At 52.8% G+C, this 17379-nt stretch carries 14 protein-coding genes and 2 tRNA genes; 15 read left to right on the plus strand and 1 reads right to left on the minus strand.

The features are described 5' to 3' along the window. Positions 1-55 precede the first annotated feature (55 nt). From OGV69_RS03140 to OGV69_RS03155, 4 genes are all read left to right on the plus strand, one after another. Positions 56-895, plus strand: coding sequence for a prepilin peptidase (locus OGV69_RS03140; RefSeq protein WP_069324390.1), 840 nt, complete (start codon positions 56-58; stop codon positions 893-895). Beyond that, positions 892-2205 (plus strand): M23 family metallopeptidase, encoded by a 1314-nt coding sequence (locus OGV69_RS03145; RefSeq protein WP_069324389.1) that lies wholly within the window; start codon positions 892-894, stop codon positions 2203-2205. The genes OGV69_RS03140 and OGV69_RS03145 overlap by 4 nt, the downstream gene beginning before the upstream one ends. Before the next feature lie 213 nt (positions 2206-2418). After that, positions 2419-2751 (plus strand): preprotein translocase subunit SecG, encoded by a 333-nt coding sequence (gene secG, locus OGV69_RS03150; protein WP_006687886.1) that lies wholly within the window; start codon positions 2419-2421, stop codon positions 2749-2751. A 9-nt stretch (positions 2752-2760) separates the two neighbouring features. Continuing rightward, positions 2761-2847 (plus strand) — tRNA-Leu (locus tag OGV69_RS03155). Between the two features lie 195 nt (positions 2848-3042). On the opposite strand, the gene argG is transcribed toward OGV69_RS03155, so the two are convergent. Next, positions 3043-4386: an argininosuccinate synthase gene (argG, locus tag OGV69_RS03160; protein ID WP_006687887.1), complete on the minus strand. Its 1344-nt coding sequence runs from the start codon at positions 4384-4386 to the stop codon at positions 3043-3045. A gap of 334 nt (positions 4387-4720) precedes the next feature. On the opposite strand from argG, the gene OGV69_RS03165 reads away from it, so the two are divergent. The 11 genes from OGV69_RS03165 to deaD all read left to right on the plus strand — a co-directional run bounded on the left by OGV69_RS03165 (position 4721) and on the right by deaD (position 17280). Continuing rightward, positions 4721-4797: transfer RNA gene (locus tag OGV69_RS03165), tRNA-Met, on the plus strand. Positions 4798-5004: 207 nt separating this feature from the next. Then, entirely contained in the window at positions 5005-5457 is a 453-nt protein-coding gene (rimP, locus tag OGV69_RS03170; RefSeq protein WP_003024996.1) for a ribosome maturation factor RimP, read from the plus strand. 28 nt (positions 5458-5485) lie between these two features. Then, positions 5486-6973, plus strand: a complete 1488-nt coding sequence (gene nusA / locus OGV69_RS03175; RefSeq protein WP_038634199.1) for a transcription termination factor NusA — start codon at positions 5486-5488, stop codon at positions 6971-6973. Between the two features lie 24 nt (positions 6974-6997). Beyond that, positions 6998-9688 carry a translation initiation factor IF-2 gene (gene infB / locus OGV69_RS03180; RefSeq protein ID WP_038634196.1) on the plus strand — a complete coding sequence of 897 codons (2691 nt, stop codon included), beginning with the start codon at positions 6998-7000 and terminating at the stop codon, positions 9686-9688. Positions 9689-9907: 219 nt separating this feature from the next. Beyond that, positions 9908-10312 carry a 30S ribosome-binding factor RbfA gene (gene rbfA, locus OGV69_RS03185; protein ID WP_003024988.1) on the plus strand — a complete coding sequence of 135 codons (405 nt, stop codon included), beginning with the start codon at positions 9908-9910 and terminating at the stop codon, positions 10310-10312. Further along, positions 10312-11256, plus strand: coding sequence for a tRNA pseudouridine(55) synthase TruB (truB, locus tag OGV69_RS03190; protein WP_042311264.1), 945 nt, complete (start codon positions 10312-10314; stop codon positions 11254-11256). The genes rbfA and truB overlap by 1 nt, the downstream gene beginning before the upstream one ends. Positions 11257-11529: 273 nt before the next feature. After that, complete coding sequence (gene rpsO, locus OGV69_RS03195) at positions 11530-11799, plus strand: 30S ribosomal protein S15 (protein ID WP_000059465.1); 270 nt, start codon at positions 11530-11532, stop codon at positions 11797-11799. 246 nt (positions 11800-12045) lie between these two features. Beyond that, positions 12046-14181, plus strand: coding sequence for a polyribonucleotide nucleotidyltransferase (gene pnp, locus OGV69_RS03200; RefSeq protein WP_069324388.1), 2136 nt, complete (start codon positions 12046-12048; stop codon positions 14179-14181). 109 nt (positions 14182-14290) lie between these two features. Further along, positions 14291-15175: a lipoprotein NlpI gene (nlpI, locus tag OGV69_RS03205; protein WP_038634184.1), complete on the plus strand. Its 885-nt coding sequence runs from the start codon at positions 14291-14293 to the stop codon at positions 15173-15175. A gap of 106 nt (positions 15176-15281) precedes the next feature. Continuing rightward, a complete protein-coding gene (gene yrbN / locus OGV69_RS03210; RefSeq protein ID WP_010723222.1) occupies positions 15282-15362 on the plus strand; it encodes a protein YrbN in 81 nt (26 codons plus the stop codon). Continuing rightward, positions 15355-17280: an ATP-dependent RNA helicase DeaD gene (gene deaD / locus OGV69_RS03215; protein WP_069324386.1), complete on the plus strand. Its 1926-nt coding sequence runs from the start codon at positions 15355-15357 to the stop codon at positions 17278-17280. The genes yrbN and deaD overlap by 8 nt, the downstream gene beginning before the upstream one ends. The last annotated feature ends 99 nt before the right edge of the window (positions 17281-17379 follow it).

Genomic DNA, 17379 nt, shown 5'->3' on the forward strand with positions numbered 1-17379 from the left:
TAAAAGACGATCGTTACTAATGCAACACCGACTATTAATAAGAGTTAAATTCTGCATGGATGCTTTTTTATCTCCCACGTATCCCTGGCTCGCGCTACTTCTGGGATTATTCATTGGCAGCTTTCTCAACGTCGTTATTTATCGATTACCGATAATGCTGATGCGTGAAACCGCAGACGATGAAGAAAGAAGTGCGCTTCCCGCGGTAAATTTATGGTGGCCGCCGTCTCACTGCCCATGCTGCCAGCACAATGTTATGCCCTGGGATAACATTCCCGTGGTGAGCTGGTTGCTGTTACGCGGCAGATGTCGCCATTGCCATTGCACAATTTCGGGTATTTATCCGTTAAGTGAGGCGGTCATTGGCGTTGTGTTTTGCACTCTGGTTTACTGGCTTTATCCGCAATATAGCTTACTCCAGCTCGCGTTCATGGCGTTATTTCTCTGCCTGTTGTACACCCTGGCGGTTATCGACATCCGCACCTTTTTGCTTCCTGACTGCCTGGTGTTTTTATTGCTGTGGGCAGGACTTATTGCCTCTGTACGCCACCTTATTCCAATTTCACCGCGGGATAGCGTAATGGGCGCCGTTTTTATATGGGGCTTTACCTGGCTAATGGCCGAAGGGTACCGCTGGATAACCGGTCGGGAAGGTTTCGGTAAAGGGGACGTTAAGCTGTTCGCCGCGTGTGCGACATGGTTAGGGGTGGAAAATATTGCGGTGCTGATGCTGGGCTCAGCCCTGTTGGGTCTTTGCCTGTTTCTGTTTCGCTACTTCTATATCCGCAGATTCGCGCCGCAGGGGGAGCTGGCGAAACAGGGATACATTCCATTTGGCCCAGCGATCGTTGTGATGTCGATCTATCTAATGTATACGGCGGTGCTTAACCTGTGATCACTCTTCTGCTTTCGTTACTTTTGCTGCGCGCTGCGCCAGATATGTATCGGGACGAGGTTGCGCGTGATGAATTCAGCGTGACGGTATCGCTCATTCCGCCCGCTCCACGACAATACACTACCGTGCCAGCCATGACGGGGCGAATACCACGTACGCTTTATTTACTGTCGCTGCCAGTATGGCGGTCAGTGGATCAGCAGAAAACCTGTGCAACAGCGGTGCTGATGAATCAGTCGCCAGTAAGAACATCGCCTTTAATACGGCAGCGCTATCAGCCCTGTTTCGATGATCTTCAGGCCGGTAAACACCATGCGAACCTTATTGAGACCCCACGGGAAACCGACCCTCTCTCCTGTCGCATCAGCGCTGCTACCTTGTCACGTCGCGCTTTTATGACGTGGCCCTCTGACGTTACGGTGAACGCCGATGCCAATGATGATCTTTCCTGCGTGCAGGTTATGGCGCTGGCAAGCTTCTTTCCTGCTGGCGTTGTAACTACCGATCGCTTTGTAACCAATCCGGCTCCTGATAATGATACGGCGAGCAGCTTTTTTTCGGTGCTGAATCTGACGATCCCCACGAACAGCGCCCCAGCGCCAAACTGGCAGTCTTTATCGAATCGTCATGCCGTTTCTGAGGTCGATACCCTGCCTGCCGGGGCGTTTATCTTCCCCCTGACGCACGAAATTGTTGTGACGTCTCCTTATGGCATGCGTTACCACCCGGTCACCCGTCAGTTTATGCGGCATGAAGGCGTGGATCTGCGCGCACCGGTAAATAGCCCGGTAATGTCGGTTGCCGATGGCGAAGTGACGGCGACCGGCTATGGTCCGGTGACGGGGTTCTATATTACCGTCAGTCATGCCGATGGCTGGAGCAGCCGCTATTTGCATTTAAATACGCTGCAGGTTCATAAAGGCGATAAGGTATTCAGAGGCAATGTTATCGCCTTATCAGGGGCGACCGGGCGCATCAATGGTCCTCATCTCCACCTGGAACTCAGCCATCATCACCAGTTGGTAAACCCAATGGAGGTGCTTTTTGCGTCGACATTAAACCCCAATGCCAGGCGGGCGTCGCACGCGGCAGATACACAGGCGGTTATCGAGCCGGTGGATATGACGCCGACCATCGCTTTGATTAGTGGGGAAGGGGAGAATTTGCAGATAGGCGTGCGCGTCGGTAAAAAAACCACCTTCTACGCGCAGAGAGAACCCGTAGAGACGCCGGATGGCGTATGGCGCATTGTTAAACGGTATGGAAAATACAGGCTCGTGAAAGTGTCGCCGGAAGCGAAACCCGAATAGCCGGCTGTTTTATAGCCGTTTTTCTGCCGTAACCGGCAGAATGCGGCGCTTTTGCTGTTTTTTTCCGCAGTTGATACAATGCACTAAAAATGCCCTTGCGAAGGTGATTCGCTTTGGTTAGTATTCACACCCGCTTCAGTGGGAAACAGTAAATATTCCCGCTTTAATGGTCGAAGCATTGTACGCGGCAACTCCGCAAGGAACAGGTTGATTATGCACGAAGCTCTTTTAGTAGTTTTCCTTATTGTGGCAATTGGCCTGGTAGGCTTGATCATGCTGCAACAAGGTAAAGGCGCTGATATGGGAGCCTCTTTTGGCGCAGGCGCTTCTGGTACTCTGTTTGGTTCAAGTGGTTCTGGTAACTTCATGACCCGTATGACAGCTGTATTGGGAACCTTGTTCTTCATCATCAGTCTGGTGCTGGGTAACATGAACAGCAATAAGACCAATAAAGGAAGTGAGTGGGAAAATCTGAGCGCACCGGCGAAAACCGAGCAAACTCAGCCAGCTGCTCCGGCTCAGCCGACCAGCGATATCCCACACTAAGCATTCTGTACCGAGGTGGTGGAATTGGTAGACACGCTACCTTGAGGTGGTAGTGCCCTAACGGGCTTGTGGGTTCGAGTCCCATCCTCGGTACCAAATTCCAGAAAAAAGACGCTGCAAAGCGTCTTTTTTTTGTCTGTTACTCGTGGCTGTCTGTAGGTCGGATAAGGCGTTTACGCCGCCATCCGACATTATTGCAACGCCTGATGGCGCTACGTTTATCAGGCCTACAGACACCTCATATTCCGCGCATAAAAAAGGCCGCTTTCGCGGCCTTAAAATGATGAATGCTTACTTCGCTTTGTTTTCCAGATTTTCAACCTGCGGCAGGCCGGTCGTTGAAGAGGCGGTCAACAGACCGGCTTTCGCGTAGCCGAACAGCTTCTCGCGGGTATCGGTGATATCCAGATTACGCATGGTCAGCTGGCCGATACGATCGTCAGGTGAGAATACTGACTCGCCTTTCTCCATGGTCAGACGTTCTGGCTTGTAAGTCAGATTATCAGACACGGTATTGAGGATGGAGTAGTCGTTGCCGCGGCGCAGCTCCAGCGTCACTTCGCCGGTAATCTGGCTGGCGACCCAACGCTGCAGACCGTCACGCAGCATCAACGCCTGCGAGTCAAACCAGCGGCCCTGGTACAGTAGTTTGCCCAACTGACGGCCATGAGAGTGATACTGCTCAATGGTGTCTTCGTTATGGATACCGGTCAGCAGGCGCTCGTAAGCGATGTGCAGCAGCGCCATCCCCGGGGCTTCATAGATACCACGGCTTTTCGCTTCAATAATACGGTTTTCAATCTGATCGCTCATGCCGAGACCGTGACGGCCGCCGATGCGGTTGGCTTCCAGCATCATCTCAACGTCGTCGCTGAAGGTTTTACCGTTTAGCGCTACCGGATGACCCTGTTCAAAGCGTACGGTCACTTCTTCTGCCGGGATCTTCACGCTCTCATCCCAGAACTTTACGCCCATAATCGGGTTGACGATTTTTACGCTGGAGTTAAGAAATTCCAGGTCTTTTGCTTCGTGGGTTGCGCCGAGCATATTGGAGTCAGTGGAGTACGCTTTCTCGACAGACATTTTGTAGTCGAAACCGCAGGCGATCATAAATTCGGACATCTCATGGCGACCACCCAGTTCGTCGATAAAATCGGTATCCAGCCATGGTTTGTAAATCTGCAGTTCCGCGTTGGTCAGCAGGCCGTAACGATAGAAACGTTCAATATCGTTGCCTTTATAGGTGCTGCCGTCACCCCAGATATTCACGCCATCTTCTTTCATGGCGGCAACCAGCATGGTGCCGGTGACTGCACGGCCCAGTGGGGTGGTATTAAAATAGGTCAGGCCACCGGTAGTGTTGTGGAACGCGCCGCACTGAATGGCTGCGATCCCTTCGGCAACCAGCTGCTTGCGGCAATCTACCAGGCGAGCATTCTCAGCACCATATTCCATTGCGCGGCGAGGAATGGCGTCATAGTCATCCTCATCCGGCTGGCCCAAATTCGCAGTATATGCATATGGGACAGCCCCTTTTTGTCGCATCCACAGCAGTGCTGCACTGGTGTCCAGGCCGCCGGAAAAAGCGATACCAATACGTTGACCTACCGGGAGATGCTTGAGAATCGTCGTCATAAAATAAAACCCTGCTTGATAGACTGGTGAAGAGGTCGGCTTATTATACTAAATGCATTTTTATGCAAAATAAATGAGTTTTCATTTAATCATCTTTTCTGGATGACAGGAAGAGTTTAGTGATAATTTCGTTAAATAACGGCGCGGCCGGTACATTTATCTTGATTACCACCCGCTGGTCAGCATTCATTGATTTGCATAGTGGTAACAAGGTTGACATAACACATAGAGTATCAATATACTGTGCGCAGATTTTACGTCCCGTCCTCGGTACCAAATCCCAGCAGTATTTGCATTTTTTACCCAAAACGAGTAAAATTTGCCACGTTTCAGGCGCGGGGTGGAGCAGCCTGGTAGCTCGTCGGGCTCATAACCCGAAGGTCGTCGGTTCAAATCCGGCCCCCGCAACCACTTTTCCTTAGAGTTCTTTTTCAAATATACTGTGAAGACTTAGGCCTTCGTAGCTGGATTTGAAAAAAATTCTTTCGGAAGGTTCTCCGAACCGCAGGTGCGGTTATAGGGTTCAGTTATCTAAAGCCCCGATTTATCGGGGTTTTTTGTTATCTGACTACAGAATAACTGGGCTTTAGGCCCTTTTTTTATGTCTTGGGGGTGGGCTTGTCCACATTAGAGCAAAAATTAACAGAGATGATTACAGCCCCGGTTGAAGCCCTGGGCTACGAACTGGTCGGCATCGAATTTATTCGCGGTCGCACATCCACACTGCGCATCTATATTGATAGTGAAGATGGCATCAATGTTGATGATTGTGCTGATGTGAGCCATCAGGTAAGCGCCGTGATGGATGTCGAAGACCCAATCACCGTTGCCTATAACCTGGAAGTTTCCTCGCCGGGTCTCGACCGTCCTCTGTTCACTGCTGAACACTACGTGCGTTTCCTGGGGGAAGAAGTCACGCTGGTTCTTCGTATGGCGGTTCAAAACCGTCGTAAATGGCAGGGCGTTATCAAAGCGGTGGACGGTGAGATGATCACGGTCACAGTCGAAGGTAAAGATGAAGTGTTCGCGCTGAGTAATATCCAGAAGGCGAACCTGGTTCCCCACTTTTAACAGTCTGGATTGAGGTGAAAAGCCCGCGATGAACAAAGAAATTTTGGCTGTTGTTGAAGCCGTATCCAACGAAAAAGCGCTGCCACGCGAGAAAATTTTTGAAGCGCTGGAAAGTGCGCTGGCTACAGCAACAAAGAAAAAATATGAGCAAGAGATCGACGTCCGCGTAGAAATTGATCGTAAAAGCGGTGATTTCGATACCTTCCGTCGTTGGGTAATCGTAGAAGAAGTTACCCAGCCAACCAAAGAAATTACGCTGGAAGCGGCACGCTTCGAAGACGAAAGCCTGAACGTGGGCGACTATGTTGAAGATCAGATTGAATCTGTCACCTTTGACCGTATCACCACCCAGACTGCGAAACAGGTTATCGTACAGAAAGTACGTGAAGCTGAACGCGCAATGGTTGTTGATCAATTCCGCGAACACGAAGGCGAAATCGTTACGGGTGTGGTGAAAAAAGTTAACCGTGACAACATTTCCCTGGATCTGGGCAGCAATGCTGAAGCCGTGATCCTGCGCGAAGACATGCTGCCGCGTGAAAACTTCCGTCCAGGCGACCGCATCCGTGGCGTTCTGTACTCTGTGCGCCCGGAAGCGCGCGGTGCGCAACTGTTCGTCACCCGTTCCAAACCGGAAATGCTGGTGGAACTGTTCCGCATTGAAGTGCCAGAAATTGGCGAAGAAGTGATTGAAATTAAAGCGGCTGCCCGCGATCCGGGCTCTCGTGCGAAAATCGCCGTTAAGACCAACGATAAGCGTATTGATCCGGTCGGCGCGTGTGTGGGTATGCGCGGTGCGCGCGTTCAGGCGGTCTCTACCGAACTGGGCGGCGAGCGTATCGATATCGTCCTGTGGGATGATAACCCGGCGCAGTTCGTGATTAACGCAATGGCGCCAGCAGATGTCGCTTCTATCGTGGTGGATGAAGACAAACACACCATGGATATCGCGGTTGAAGCCGGTAACCTGGCTCAGGCGATTGGACGTAACGGTCAGAACGTCCGCCTGGCTTCACAACTGAGCGGTTGGGAACTCAACGTGATGACCGTTGATGACCTGCAGGCGAAGCATCAGGCTGAAGCGCATGCCGCCATCGATACCTTCACCAAATATCTCGACATCGATGAAGATTTCGCGACGGTTCTGGTGGAAGAAGGTTTTGCGACGCTGGAAGAACTGGCCTACGTGCCAATGAAAGAACTGCTGGAAATTGACGGCCTTGATGAACCGACCGTTGAAGCGCTGCGCGAGCGTGCTAAAAACGCACTGACCACTCTGGCACTGGCCCAGGAAGAAAGCCTCGGTGATAACAAACCGGCTGACGATCTGCTGAATCTGGAAGGATTGGATCGCGATATGGCCTTCAAACTGGCTGCCCGTGGTGTTTGTACGCTGGAAGATCTCGCCGAACAGGGCATTGATGATCTGGCTGATATCGAAGGGTTGACCGACGAAAAAGCCGGTGAGCTGATTATGGCTGCCCGTAATATTTGCTGGTTCGGTGACGAAGCGTAATAAACTGTAGCAGGAAGGAACAGTATGACAGATGTAACCGTAAAAACGCTGGCTGCAGAGATACAGACCTCCGTGGATCGCCTGGTACAGCAATTTGCTGATGCAGGTATCCGGAAGTCTGCTGATGACTCTGTGTCCGCACAAGAGAAACAAACCTTACTGGCGCATCTGAACCGTGAGAACGGCTCAGCGCCGGATAAGTTGACATTGCAGCGTAAAACGCGCAGTACTCTCAATATTCCAGGTACCGGTGGGAAAAGCAAATCGGTACAAATCGAAGTCCGCAAGACACGCACCTTTGTGAAACGCGATCCGCAAGAGGCTGAACGCCTGGCCGCGGAAGAGCAGGCGCAGCGTGAAGCGGAAGAGCAAGCCCGTCGTGAGGCAGAAGAAGCTGCCAAACGCGAGGCGCAACAAAAAGCCGAACGTGAGGCCGCAGAACAAGCTAAGCGTGAAGCCGCTGATAAAGCGAAACGTGAAGCTGCGGAAAAAGACAAAGTGAGCAATCAACAGACCGACGATATGACTAAAACCGCCCAGGCCGAAAAAGCCCGCCGTGAAAATGAAGCCGCAGAACTGAAACGTAAAGCGGAAGAAGAAGCACGTCGCAAGCTTGAAGAAGAAGCTCGCCGCGTAGCGGAAGAAGCTCGCCGTATGGCGGAAGAAAACGAGAAAAATGGTGTGGATAACGCTGAACCTGTTGAAGATACCAGCGATTATCACGTCACGACTTCTCAGCACGCTCGCCAGGCAGAAGACGAAAACGATCGTGAAGTTGAAGGCGGCCGTGGTCGTACTCGCAGCGCGAAAGCCGCGCGTCCGGCGAAGAAAGGCAACAAACACGCTGAATCGAAAGCCGACCGTGAAGAAGCGCGCGCCGCAGTTCGTGGTGGTAAAGGCGGTAAACAGCGTAAAGGTTCCGCTCTGCAGCAGGGCTTCCAGAAGCCAGCTCAGGCCGTTAACCGTGACGTTGTGATCGGCGAAACCATCACCGTTGGCGAACTGGCTAACAAGATGGCGGTTAAAGGCTCTCAGGTCATCAAAGCGATGATGAAACTGGGCGCAATGGCGACCATCAACCAGGTCATCGACCAGGAAACCGCACAACTGGTTGCCGAAGAGATGGGCCACAAAGTTATCCTGCGTCGTGAAAACGAGCTGGAAGAAGCAGTAATGAGCGACCGTGACACCGGCGCTGCGGCTGAACCGCGCGCACCGGTTGTAACCATCATGGGTCACGTTGACCACGGTAAAACCTCCCTGCTGGACTACATTCGTTCTACGAAAGTGGCTTCTGGCGAAGCGGGCGGCATTACTCAGCACATCGGTGCGTACCACGTTGAAACAGACAACGGTATGATCACCTTCCTGGATACCCCGGGTCACGCCGCGTTTACCTCCATGCGTGCTCGTGGTGCTCAGGCAACGGATATCGTGGTTCTGGTTGTTGCAGCAGACGACGGCGTGATGCCGCAGACCATCGAAGCTATCCAGCACGCGAAAGCGGCAGGTGTGCCGGTGGTGGTTGCAGTCAACAAAATCGATAAACCAGAAGCGGATCCGGATCGCGTTAAAAACGAACTGTCCCAGTACGGCATCATGCCGGAAGAGTGGGGCGGCGAGAGCCAGTTCGTCCACGTTTCTGCGAAAGCCGGTACCGGTATCGACGAACTGCTGGATGCGATCCTGCTGCAGGCCGAAGTTCTGGAGCTGAAAGCTGTTCGTAAAGGTATGGCGAGCGGCGCGGTAATCGAATCCTTCCTGGATAAAGGTCGTGGTCCGGTTGCTACCGTCCTGGTGCGTGAAGGTACGCTGCATAAAGGCGACATCGTACTGTGTGGCTTCGAATACGGCCGCGTGCGTGCGATGCGTAACGAACTGGGTCAGGAAGTTCTGGAAGCAGGTCCGTCCATTCCGGTGGAAATCCTCGGTCTGTCCGGTGTTCCGGCTGCCGGTGACGAAGTGACCGTGGTGCGTGACGAGAAGAAAGCCCGTGAAGTTGCACTGTATCGTCAGGGCAAATTCCGTGAAGTTAAACTGGCTCGTCAGCAGAAATCTAAACTTGAGAACATGTTCGCCAACATGACCGATGGCGAAGTTCACGAAGTGAACGTCGTACTGAAAGCTGACGTACAGGGTTCTGTAGAAGCGATCTCCGACTCCTTACTGAAACTGTCTACCGACGAAGTGAAAGTGAAGATCATCGGTTCCGGCGTAGGTGGTATCACTGAAACCGACGCGACCCTGGCTGCGGCGTCCAACGCGATTCTGGTTGGCTTCAACGTCCGTGCTGATGCTTCTGCGCGTAAAGTGATCGAATCTGAAAGTCTGGATCTGCGTTACTACTCCGTCATCTATCATCTGATCGACGAAGTGAAAGCGGCGATGAGCGGTATGCTGTCTCCGGAACTGAAACAGCAGATCATCGGTCTGGCTGAAGTGCGCGATGTGTTTAAATCACCGAAATTTGGTGCGATCGCGGGCTGTATGGTTACCGAAGGTACTATCAAGCGTCACAACCCAATCCGCGTCCTGCGCGACAACGTGGTTATCTATGAAGGCGAGCTGGAATCCCTGCGCCGCTTCAAAGATGACGTTAACGAAGTCCGTAACGGTATGGAATGTGGTATCGGCGTTAAGAACTACAACGACGTTCGCGTTGGCGATATGATCGAAGTGTTCGAGATTATCGAGATCAAACGTACCATCGCATAATCTTCGTCGTCTTTTGGACCGCAACGGCGTTGGCTGCGCTCGCTCACCCCGGTCACATAGTTATCTATGCTCCCGGGGGTTTACGAGCTTGCCGCCTTGTTGCAATCCAAAATCCTTAGAAGATGATTAGGCGTAGGCCGGGTAAGCGAAGCGCCACCCGGCAAGAAATTTAAAAGGGGCTTATGGCCCCTTTTTTGTCATTATTCTGGAGAATTTATTATGGCGAAAGAATTTGGTCGCCCGCAGCGTGTGGCGCAGGAGATGCAGAAAGAAATCGCACTCATCCTGCAACGCGAAATCAAAGATCCGCGCGTAGGCATGATGACTACCGTTTCTGGTGTTGAGATGTCCCGTGACCTGGCGTATGCCAAAGTATTCGTGACTTTCCTTAACGACCAGGACGAAGCGGCTGTGAAAAACGGCATTAAGGCCCTGCAGGAAGCCTCTGGTTTTATCCGCTCCCTGCTGGGGAAAGCGATGCGTCTGCGTATCGTGCCTGAACTGACCTTCTTCTACGACAACTCGTTGGTTGAAGGGATGCGTATGTCTAACCTGGTGACCAGCGTGGTGAAACATGACGATGAACGTCGTGTGAACCCAGCGGACGACAGCAAGGAGGACTGATGAGTCGTCCTCGTCGTCGTGGTCGCGACATTCACGGTGTCCTGCTGCTGGATAAGCCGCAGGGCATGTCCAGCAATGACGTACTGCAAAAAGTAAAGCGCATCTACAATGCCAACCGTGCGGGTCATACCGGCGCGCTGGATCCGCTGGCGACGGGCATGCTGCCTATCTGCCTCGGCGAAGCGACGAAGTTTTCACAGTATTTGCTGGATTCTGACAAACGCTATCGCGTAGTAGCCCGCCTGGGGCAACGTACTGACACCTCCGATGCTGACGGGCAAATCGTGCAGGAACGTCCGGTAACCTTCAGCGCAGAGCAACTTGCGAGCGCACTGGAGACTTTCCGCGGCGATATCGAGCAGATTCCGTCAATGTATTCGGCGCTGAAGTATCAGGGTAAAAAGCTGTACGAATATGCGCGTCAGGGCATTGAAGTGCCGCGTGAAGCGCGCCCGATTACCGTCTATGAGCTGCTGTTTATTCGCCATGAAGGTAACGAGCTGGAGCTGGAGGTTCACTGCTCCAAAGGCACCTATATTCGCACTATTATCGACGATCTGGGCGAGAAGCTCGGCTGTGGTGCGCACGTAACGTACCTGCGTCGTCTGACGGTCAGCAAGTATCCGGTGGATCGTATGGTGACGCTGGAACACTTGCGCGAGCTGGTTGAACAGGCTGAGCAGCAGAACATTCCGGCCGCTCAGTTGCTTGATCCCTTGCTGATGCCAATGGACAGTCCAGCATCGGACTATCCTGTTGTTAATTTGCCTTTAACATCGTCGGTTTACTTTAAAAATGGTAACCCGGTACGTACGACAGGTGTCCCGCTGGAAGGCCTGGTGCGTGTGACGGAAGGCGATGACGGCAAATTTATCGGCATGGGGGAGATCGACGATGAAGGTCGTGTCGCCCCCCGTCGCCTGGTGGTTGAGTATCCTGCATAGCGCTCTCTGTCTTGCGATAAAAGGGCGCTGCGAGTAGAATACTGCCGCTTAACGTCGCGTGAATTGTTTAACAATCTGCGTGGCGTATACACAAAATCATTCGAGCTGCATCAAGGCGGCAAGTCTGAGAATCCTCAGGAGCTTACTTAGATAAGTGACTGAGGTGAGCGGACGCAGCCAACGCAGAGTCAGTTTGAAGGATAAAGTGTATACACTGGGATAGCTGAATTAGAGATCGGCATCCTTTCATTCTTAACACTTTGGAGTTTTAAAATGTCTCTAAGTACTGAAGCTACCGCTAAAATCGTTTCTGAGTTTGGTCGTGATGCAAACGACACCGGTTCTACCGATGTTCAGGTTGCTCTGTTGACTGCACAGATTAACCACCTGCAGGGCCACTTTGCAGAGCACAAAAAAGATCACCACAGCCGTCGTGGTCTGCTGCGCATGGTTTCTCAGCGTCGTAAACTGCTCGACTACCTGAAACGTAAAGATGTTGCACGCTACACCGCGCTGATCGAGCGTCTGGGTCTGCGTCGCTAATTCTTTCGAGTTTCAGAAAGAGGGGGCCTTCATGGCCCCTTTTTTCCAGCAGATGGCAGCAATTCGCTGGAAACTAATGTATTGTTGCTATGAATGATCTTCCGTTGCAGAGGTTCGCGCGGCTAATGAGAGGCTTTACTCATGCGTATGGGTTAGGGTTGTCATTAGTCGCGAGGATGCGCAGAAGATCGGGTATTAACGATGGCGCAAAAATGTGCCGTCAAAAAATAGAGAAAGGATATTATTTTGCTTAATCCGATCGTTCGTAAATTCCAGTACGGTCAGCATACCGTTACGCTGGAAACCGGCATGATGGCGCGTCAGGCGACTGCCGCTGTTATGGTTAGCATGGATGACACTGCGGTATTCGTTACCGTTGTCGGCCAGAAAAAAGCGAAACCAGGCCAGGACTTTTTCCCACTGACCGTTAACTATCAGGAGCGTACCTACGCTGCTGGCCGTATCCCGGGTAGCTTCTTCCGTCGTGAAGGCCGTCCGAGCGAAGGTGAAACCCTGATCGCGCGTCTGATTGACCGCCCGGTTCGCCCGCTGTTCCCGGAAGGGTTCGTTAACGAAGTTCAGGTTATCGCGACCGTTGTTTCCGTTAACCCGCAGGTTAACCCGGATATCGTGGCAATGATTGGCGCATCCGCTGCGCTGACGCTGTCTGGCATCCCATTCAACGGCCCGATCGGTGCTGCGCGTGTTGGTTATATCAATGACCAGTACGTACTGAACCCGACTCAGGACGAACTGAAAGAAAGCAAGCTGGATCTGGTCGTTGCCGGTACCGAAGGTGCCGTACTGATGGTTGAATCCGAAGCTGAACTGCTGAGCGAAGACCAGATGCTGGGCGCTGTAGTATTCGGTCACGAACAGCAGCAGGTTGTTATTAAGGCGATCAACGAGCTGGCGAAAGAAGCCGGCAAACCGCGCTGGGACTGGCAGCCAGAAGCCGTCAACGAAGCACTGAACGCGCGCGTTGCCGCACTGGCAGAAGCTCGCCTGAGCGATGCTTACCGTATCACCGACAAACAAGAGCGTTACGCTCAGGTTGACGTGATCAAATCTGAAACCATCGCTCAGCTTACGGCAGAAGATGAAACCCTGGACGCCAACGAACTGGGCGAAATCCTGCACGCCATTGAGAAAAACGTTGTTCGTAGCCGCGTACTGGCAGGCGAGCCGCGTATCGATGGCCGTGAAAAAGACATGATCCGTGGTCTGGACGTGCGTACTGGCGTTCTGCCTCGTACCCACGGCTCCGCGCTGTTCACCCGTGGCGAAACTCAGGCGCTGGTCACTGCGACCCTGGGCACCACCCGTGATGCGCAGAACCTCGACGAACTGATGGGCGAGCGTACTGACAACTTCCTGTTCCACTACAACTTCCCTCCGTACTGCGTAGGTGAAACCGGTATGGTCGGTTCTCCGAAGCGTCGTGAAATTGGTCACGGTCGCCTGGCGAAGCGTGGCGTGCTGGCAGTGATGCCGGAACTGGATAAATTCCCGTACACCGTGCGTGTGGTTTCTGAAATCACCGAATCTAACGGTTCTTCTTCCATGGCTTCCGTATGTGGCGCTTCCCTGGCGCTGATGGACGCAGGCGTGCCGATCAAAGCGGCCGTTGCGGGTATCGCGATGGGTCTGGTGAAAGAAGGCGACAACTATGTTGTTCTGTCTGACATCCTGGGTGACGAAGATCACCTGGGCGATATGGACTTCAAAGTAGCGGGTTCCCGCGACGGTATCTCTGCACTGCAGATGGATATCAAAATTGAAGGTATCACCAAAGAGATCATGCAGGTTGCTCTGAACCAGGCTAAAGGTGCGCGTCTGCACATCCTGGGTGTGATGGAACAGGCGATTAACGCGCCGCGTGGCGATATCTCTGAATTCGCGCCACGTATCCACACCATCAAGATCAGCCCGGACAAGATTAAAGACGTTATCGGTAAAGGCGGTTCTGTTATCCGCGCCCTGACCGAAGAAACTGGCACTACTATCGAAATCGAAGATGACGGTACTGTGAAGATCGCAGCGACCGACGGCGAGAAAGCGAAATATGCTATCCGTCGTATCGAAGAGATCACCGCAGAGATCGAAGTAGGTCGTATCTACACGGGTAAAGTGACCCGTATCGTTGACTTTGGCGCATTTGTTGCCATCGGTGGCGGTAAAGAAGGTCTGGTACACATTTCTCAGATCGCTGACAAGCGCGTTGAGAAAGTGACCGATTACCTGCAGATGGGCCAGGAAGTACCGGTTAAAGTTCTGGAAGTTGATCGCCAGGGCCGTGTACGTCTGAGCATTAAAGAAGCAACTGAGCAGTCTCAGCCTGCAGGCGAACCGGAAGCTCCGGTAAGCCAACAGGGCGAGTAAGGTTGCCATTGCCCTCCGTGAGAACGGAGGGCCTTTAACCCGGCAGGACGCCTTGTTAGCAACCGGGGAACCTGGACGTTCATTCAATCGTTGTCTTCGGGAGTGGGAAATGAAGCCTTTTTTGCGCTGGTGTTTCGTTGCGACAGCACTCACGCTGGCTGGATGTAGTAATTCCGCCTGGCGTAAGAGTGAAGTCCTCGCAGTACCATTGCAACCGACTTTGCAGCAGGAAGTGATTCTGGCACGTATGGAACAAATTCTTGCCAGTCGGGCTTTAACCGATGACGAACGCGCACAGCTTTTATATGAGCGCGGAGTGTTGTATGATAGTCTCGGTCTGAGGGCACTGGCGCGAAATGATTTTTCACAAGCGCTGGCAATCCGACCAGATATGCCTGAAGTATTCAATTACTTAGGTATATATTTAACGCAGGCAGGCAATTTTGATGCTGCCTATGAAGCGTTTGATTCTGTACTTGAGCTTGATCCAACTTACAACTACGCGTACTTAAATCGCGGTATCGCATTGTATTACGGCGGTCGCGACAAGTTAGCGCAAGATGATCTGCTGGCGTTTTATCAAGACGATCCCAATGATCCTTTCCGCAGTCTGTGGCTTTATCTTGCCGAGCAGAAGCTCGATGAGAAGCAGGCTAAAGAAGCGTTAAACCAACGCTTCGAGAAATCGGATAAAGAGCAATGGGGATGGAACATTGTCGAGTTCTACCTGGGCAACATTAGCGAAGCAACGCTGATGGAACGCCTGAAGGCGGACGCAACGGATAACACCTCGCTCGCTGAGCATCTCAGTGAAACCAACTTCTATTTAGGTAAGTACTACCTAAGTCTGGGGGATTTGGACAACGCTACGGCATTGTTCAAACTGGCGGTGGCTAACAACGTTCATAACTTTGTTGAGCACCGATACGCATTGTTGGAATTATCGCTCCTGGGCCAGGACCAAGATGACCTGGCAGAATCGGACCAGCAATAGCTGACGTACACATCAGCCCGTAATCTTTTTTGATTGCCATCACCTTCACGGGTGAGGGCGTTGTTGTTCGTTAATACACCTACTTTGAGCCGGTTCACACTTTTCAATGAAAATTGCAGATCAATTTCATGATGAGTTATGTAGACTGGCCGCCATTAATTTTGAGGCACACGTACTACATGGCTGAATTCGAAACCACTTTTGCAGATCTGGGCCTGAAGGCTCCTATCCTTGAAGCCCTTAACGATCTGGGTTACGAAAAACCATCTCCAATCCAGGCAGAGTGCATTCCGCATCTGCTGGGCGGTCGCGATGTTCTGGGTATGGCCCAGACCGGTAGCGGCAAAACGGCAGCGTTCTCTTTACCGCTGCTCAACAATCTTGATCCTGAGCTGAAGGCACCTCAGATTCTGGTGCTGGCACCGACCCGCGAACTGGCGGTTCAGGTTGCAGAAGCCATGACGGATTTCTCTAAACACATGCGCGGCGTGAACGTGGTTGCCCTGTACGGCGGCCAGCGTTATGACGTGCAATTACGTGCCCTGCGTCAGGGAACACAGATCGTCGTCGGTACGCCGGGTCGTCTGCTGGATCACCTGAAGCGCGGTACTCTGGACCTCTCCAAACTGAGCGGTCTGGTACTGGACGAAGCTGATGAAATGCTGCGTATGGGCTTCATCGAAGACGTTGAAACCATTATGGCGCAGATCCCGGAAGGTCATCAGACCGCTCTGTTCTCTGCCACCATGCCGGAAGCGATTCGTCGTATTACCCGCCGCTTTATGAAAGAGCCGCAGGAAGTACGCATTCAGTCCAGCGTCACTACCCGTCCTGACATCAGCCAGAGCTACTGGACTGTGTGGGGCATGCGTAAAAATGAAGCGCTGGTGCGTTTCCTGGAAGCAGAAGATTTTGATGCGGCGATTATCTTCGTCCGTACCAAAAATGCGACTCTGGAAGTGGCAGAAGCGCTGGAACGTAGCGGTTATAGCAGCGCTGCGCTGAACGGCGACATGAACCAGTCTCTGCGTGAGCAGACTCTGGAGCGTCTGAAAGATGGCCGTCTGGATATTCTGATTGCAACCGACGTTGCGGCCCGTGGCCTGGACGTTGAGCGTATCAGCCTGGTCGTTAACTACGATATCCCGATGGACTCCGAATCTTACGTTCACCGTATCGGCCGTACCGGTCGTGCGGGTCGTGCTGGCCGTGCGCTGCTGTTCGTTGAGAACCGCGAGCGTCGTCTGCTGCGTAACATCGAACGCACCATGAAACTGACTATTCCAGAAGTAGAACTGCCGAACGCAGAGCTGCTGGGCAAACGCCGTCTGGAAAAATTCGCCGCGAAAGTACAGCAGCAGCTGGAAAGCAGCGATCTGGATCAGTACCGTGCTCTGCTGGCGCAGATTCAGCCTACCGCTGAAGGCGAAGAGCTGGACATGGAAACCCTGGCAGCCGCACTGCTGAAAATGGCTCAGGGCGAACGTAGCCTGATCGTACCACCAGATGCACCGATGCGTCCTAAGCGTGAATTCCGCGACCGTGACGATCGTGGCCCGCGTGACCGCAACGATCGTGGCCCGCGTGGCGACCGTGAAGACCGTCCGCGTCGTGAACGTCGTGACGTTGGCGATATGCAACTGTACCGCATTGAAGTGGGTCGTGATGACGGTGTTGAAGTCCGCCATATCGTTGGCGCGATTGCTAACGAAGGTGATATCAGCAGCCGTTACATCGGTAACATCAAGCTGTTTGCTTCCCACTCGACCATCGAACTGCCGAAAGGTATGCCGGGCGACGTGCTGCAGCACTTTACCCGTACCCGCATCCTGAACAAGCCGATGAACATGCAGCTGGTTGGCGATGCAGTACCGCATACCGGTGGTGAGCGTCGTGGCGGTGGCCGTTTCAGCGGCGAGCGTCGTGAAGGCGGTCGTGGTGAAGGTCGTGGTTTTGGCGGTGAGCGTCGTGAAGGCGGTCGTGGTGATGGTCGTCGTTTCAGCGGCGAACGTCGTGAAGGTGGTCGTGGCCCGCGCCGTGACGATTCTTCTGCTCCGCGTCGTGATGACTCAGCCGGTCGTCGTCGTTTCGGTGGTGACGCATAAGCCAAAACAGCTAAAAGCGTAAAATAAAGTATACAGCCCCGATCTCAACAATCGGGGCTTTTTTTATTTCAATTGTACTCGTGTACTGGTACAGTGCAG

The organism is Citrobacter sp. Cc139 (assembly GCF_030334645.1).
In the GTDB taxonomy this organism is placed as follows: Bacteria; Pseudomonadota; Gammaproteobacteria; order Enterobacterales; family Enterobacteriaceae; genus Citrobacter; species Citrobacter werkmanii.

What these genes read in the sequence shown, in the direction of transcription:
- OGV69_RS03140 (WP_069324390.1), top strand. Translation starts at nt 56, where the DNA reads ATGGATGCTTTTTTATCTCCCACGTATCCCTGGCTCGCGCTACTTCTG.
- secG (WP_006687886.1), top strand. Translation starts at nt 2,419, where the DNA reads ATGCACGAAGCTCTTTTAGTAGTTTTCCTTATTGTGGCAATTGGCCTG.
- argG (WP_006687887.1), bottom strand. Translation starts at nt 4,386, where the DNA reads ATGACGACGATTCTCAAGCATCTCCCGGTAGGTCAACGTATTGGTATC.
- nusA (WP_038634199.1), top strand. Translation starts at nt 5,486, where the DNA reads ATGAACAAAGAAATTTTGGCTGTTGTTGAAGCCGTATCCAACGAAAAA.
- infB (WP_038634196.1), top strand. Translation starts at nt 6,998, where the DNA reads ATGACAGATGTAACCGTAAAAACGCTGGCTGCAGAGATACAGACCTCC.
- rbfA (WP_003024988.1), top strand. Translation starts at nt 9,908, where the DNA reads ATGGCGAAAGAATTTGGTCGCCCGCAGCGTGTGGCGCAGGAGATGCAG.
- truB (WP_042311264.1), top strand. Translation starts at nt 10,312, where the DNA reads ATGAGTCGTCCTCGTCGTCGTGGTCGCGACATTCACGGTGTCCTGCTG.
- rpsO (WP_000059465.1), top strand. Translation starts at nt 11,530, where the DNA reads ATGTCTCTAAGTACTGAAGCTACCGCTAAAATCGTTTCTGAGTTTGGT.
- nlpI (WP_038634184.1), top strand. Translation starts at nt 14,291, where the DNA reads ATGAAGCCTTTTTTGCGCTGGTGTTTCGTTGCGACAGCACTCACGCTG.
- yrbN (WP_010723222.1), top strand. Translation starts at nt 15,282, where the DNA reads ATGAAAATTGCAGATCAATTTCATGATGAGTTATGTAGACTGGCCGCC.
- deaD (WP_069324386.1), top strand. Translation starts at nt 15,355, where the DNA reads ATGGCTGAATTCGAAACCACTTTTGCAGATCTGGGCCTGAAGGCTCCT.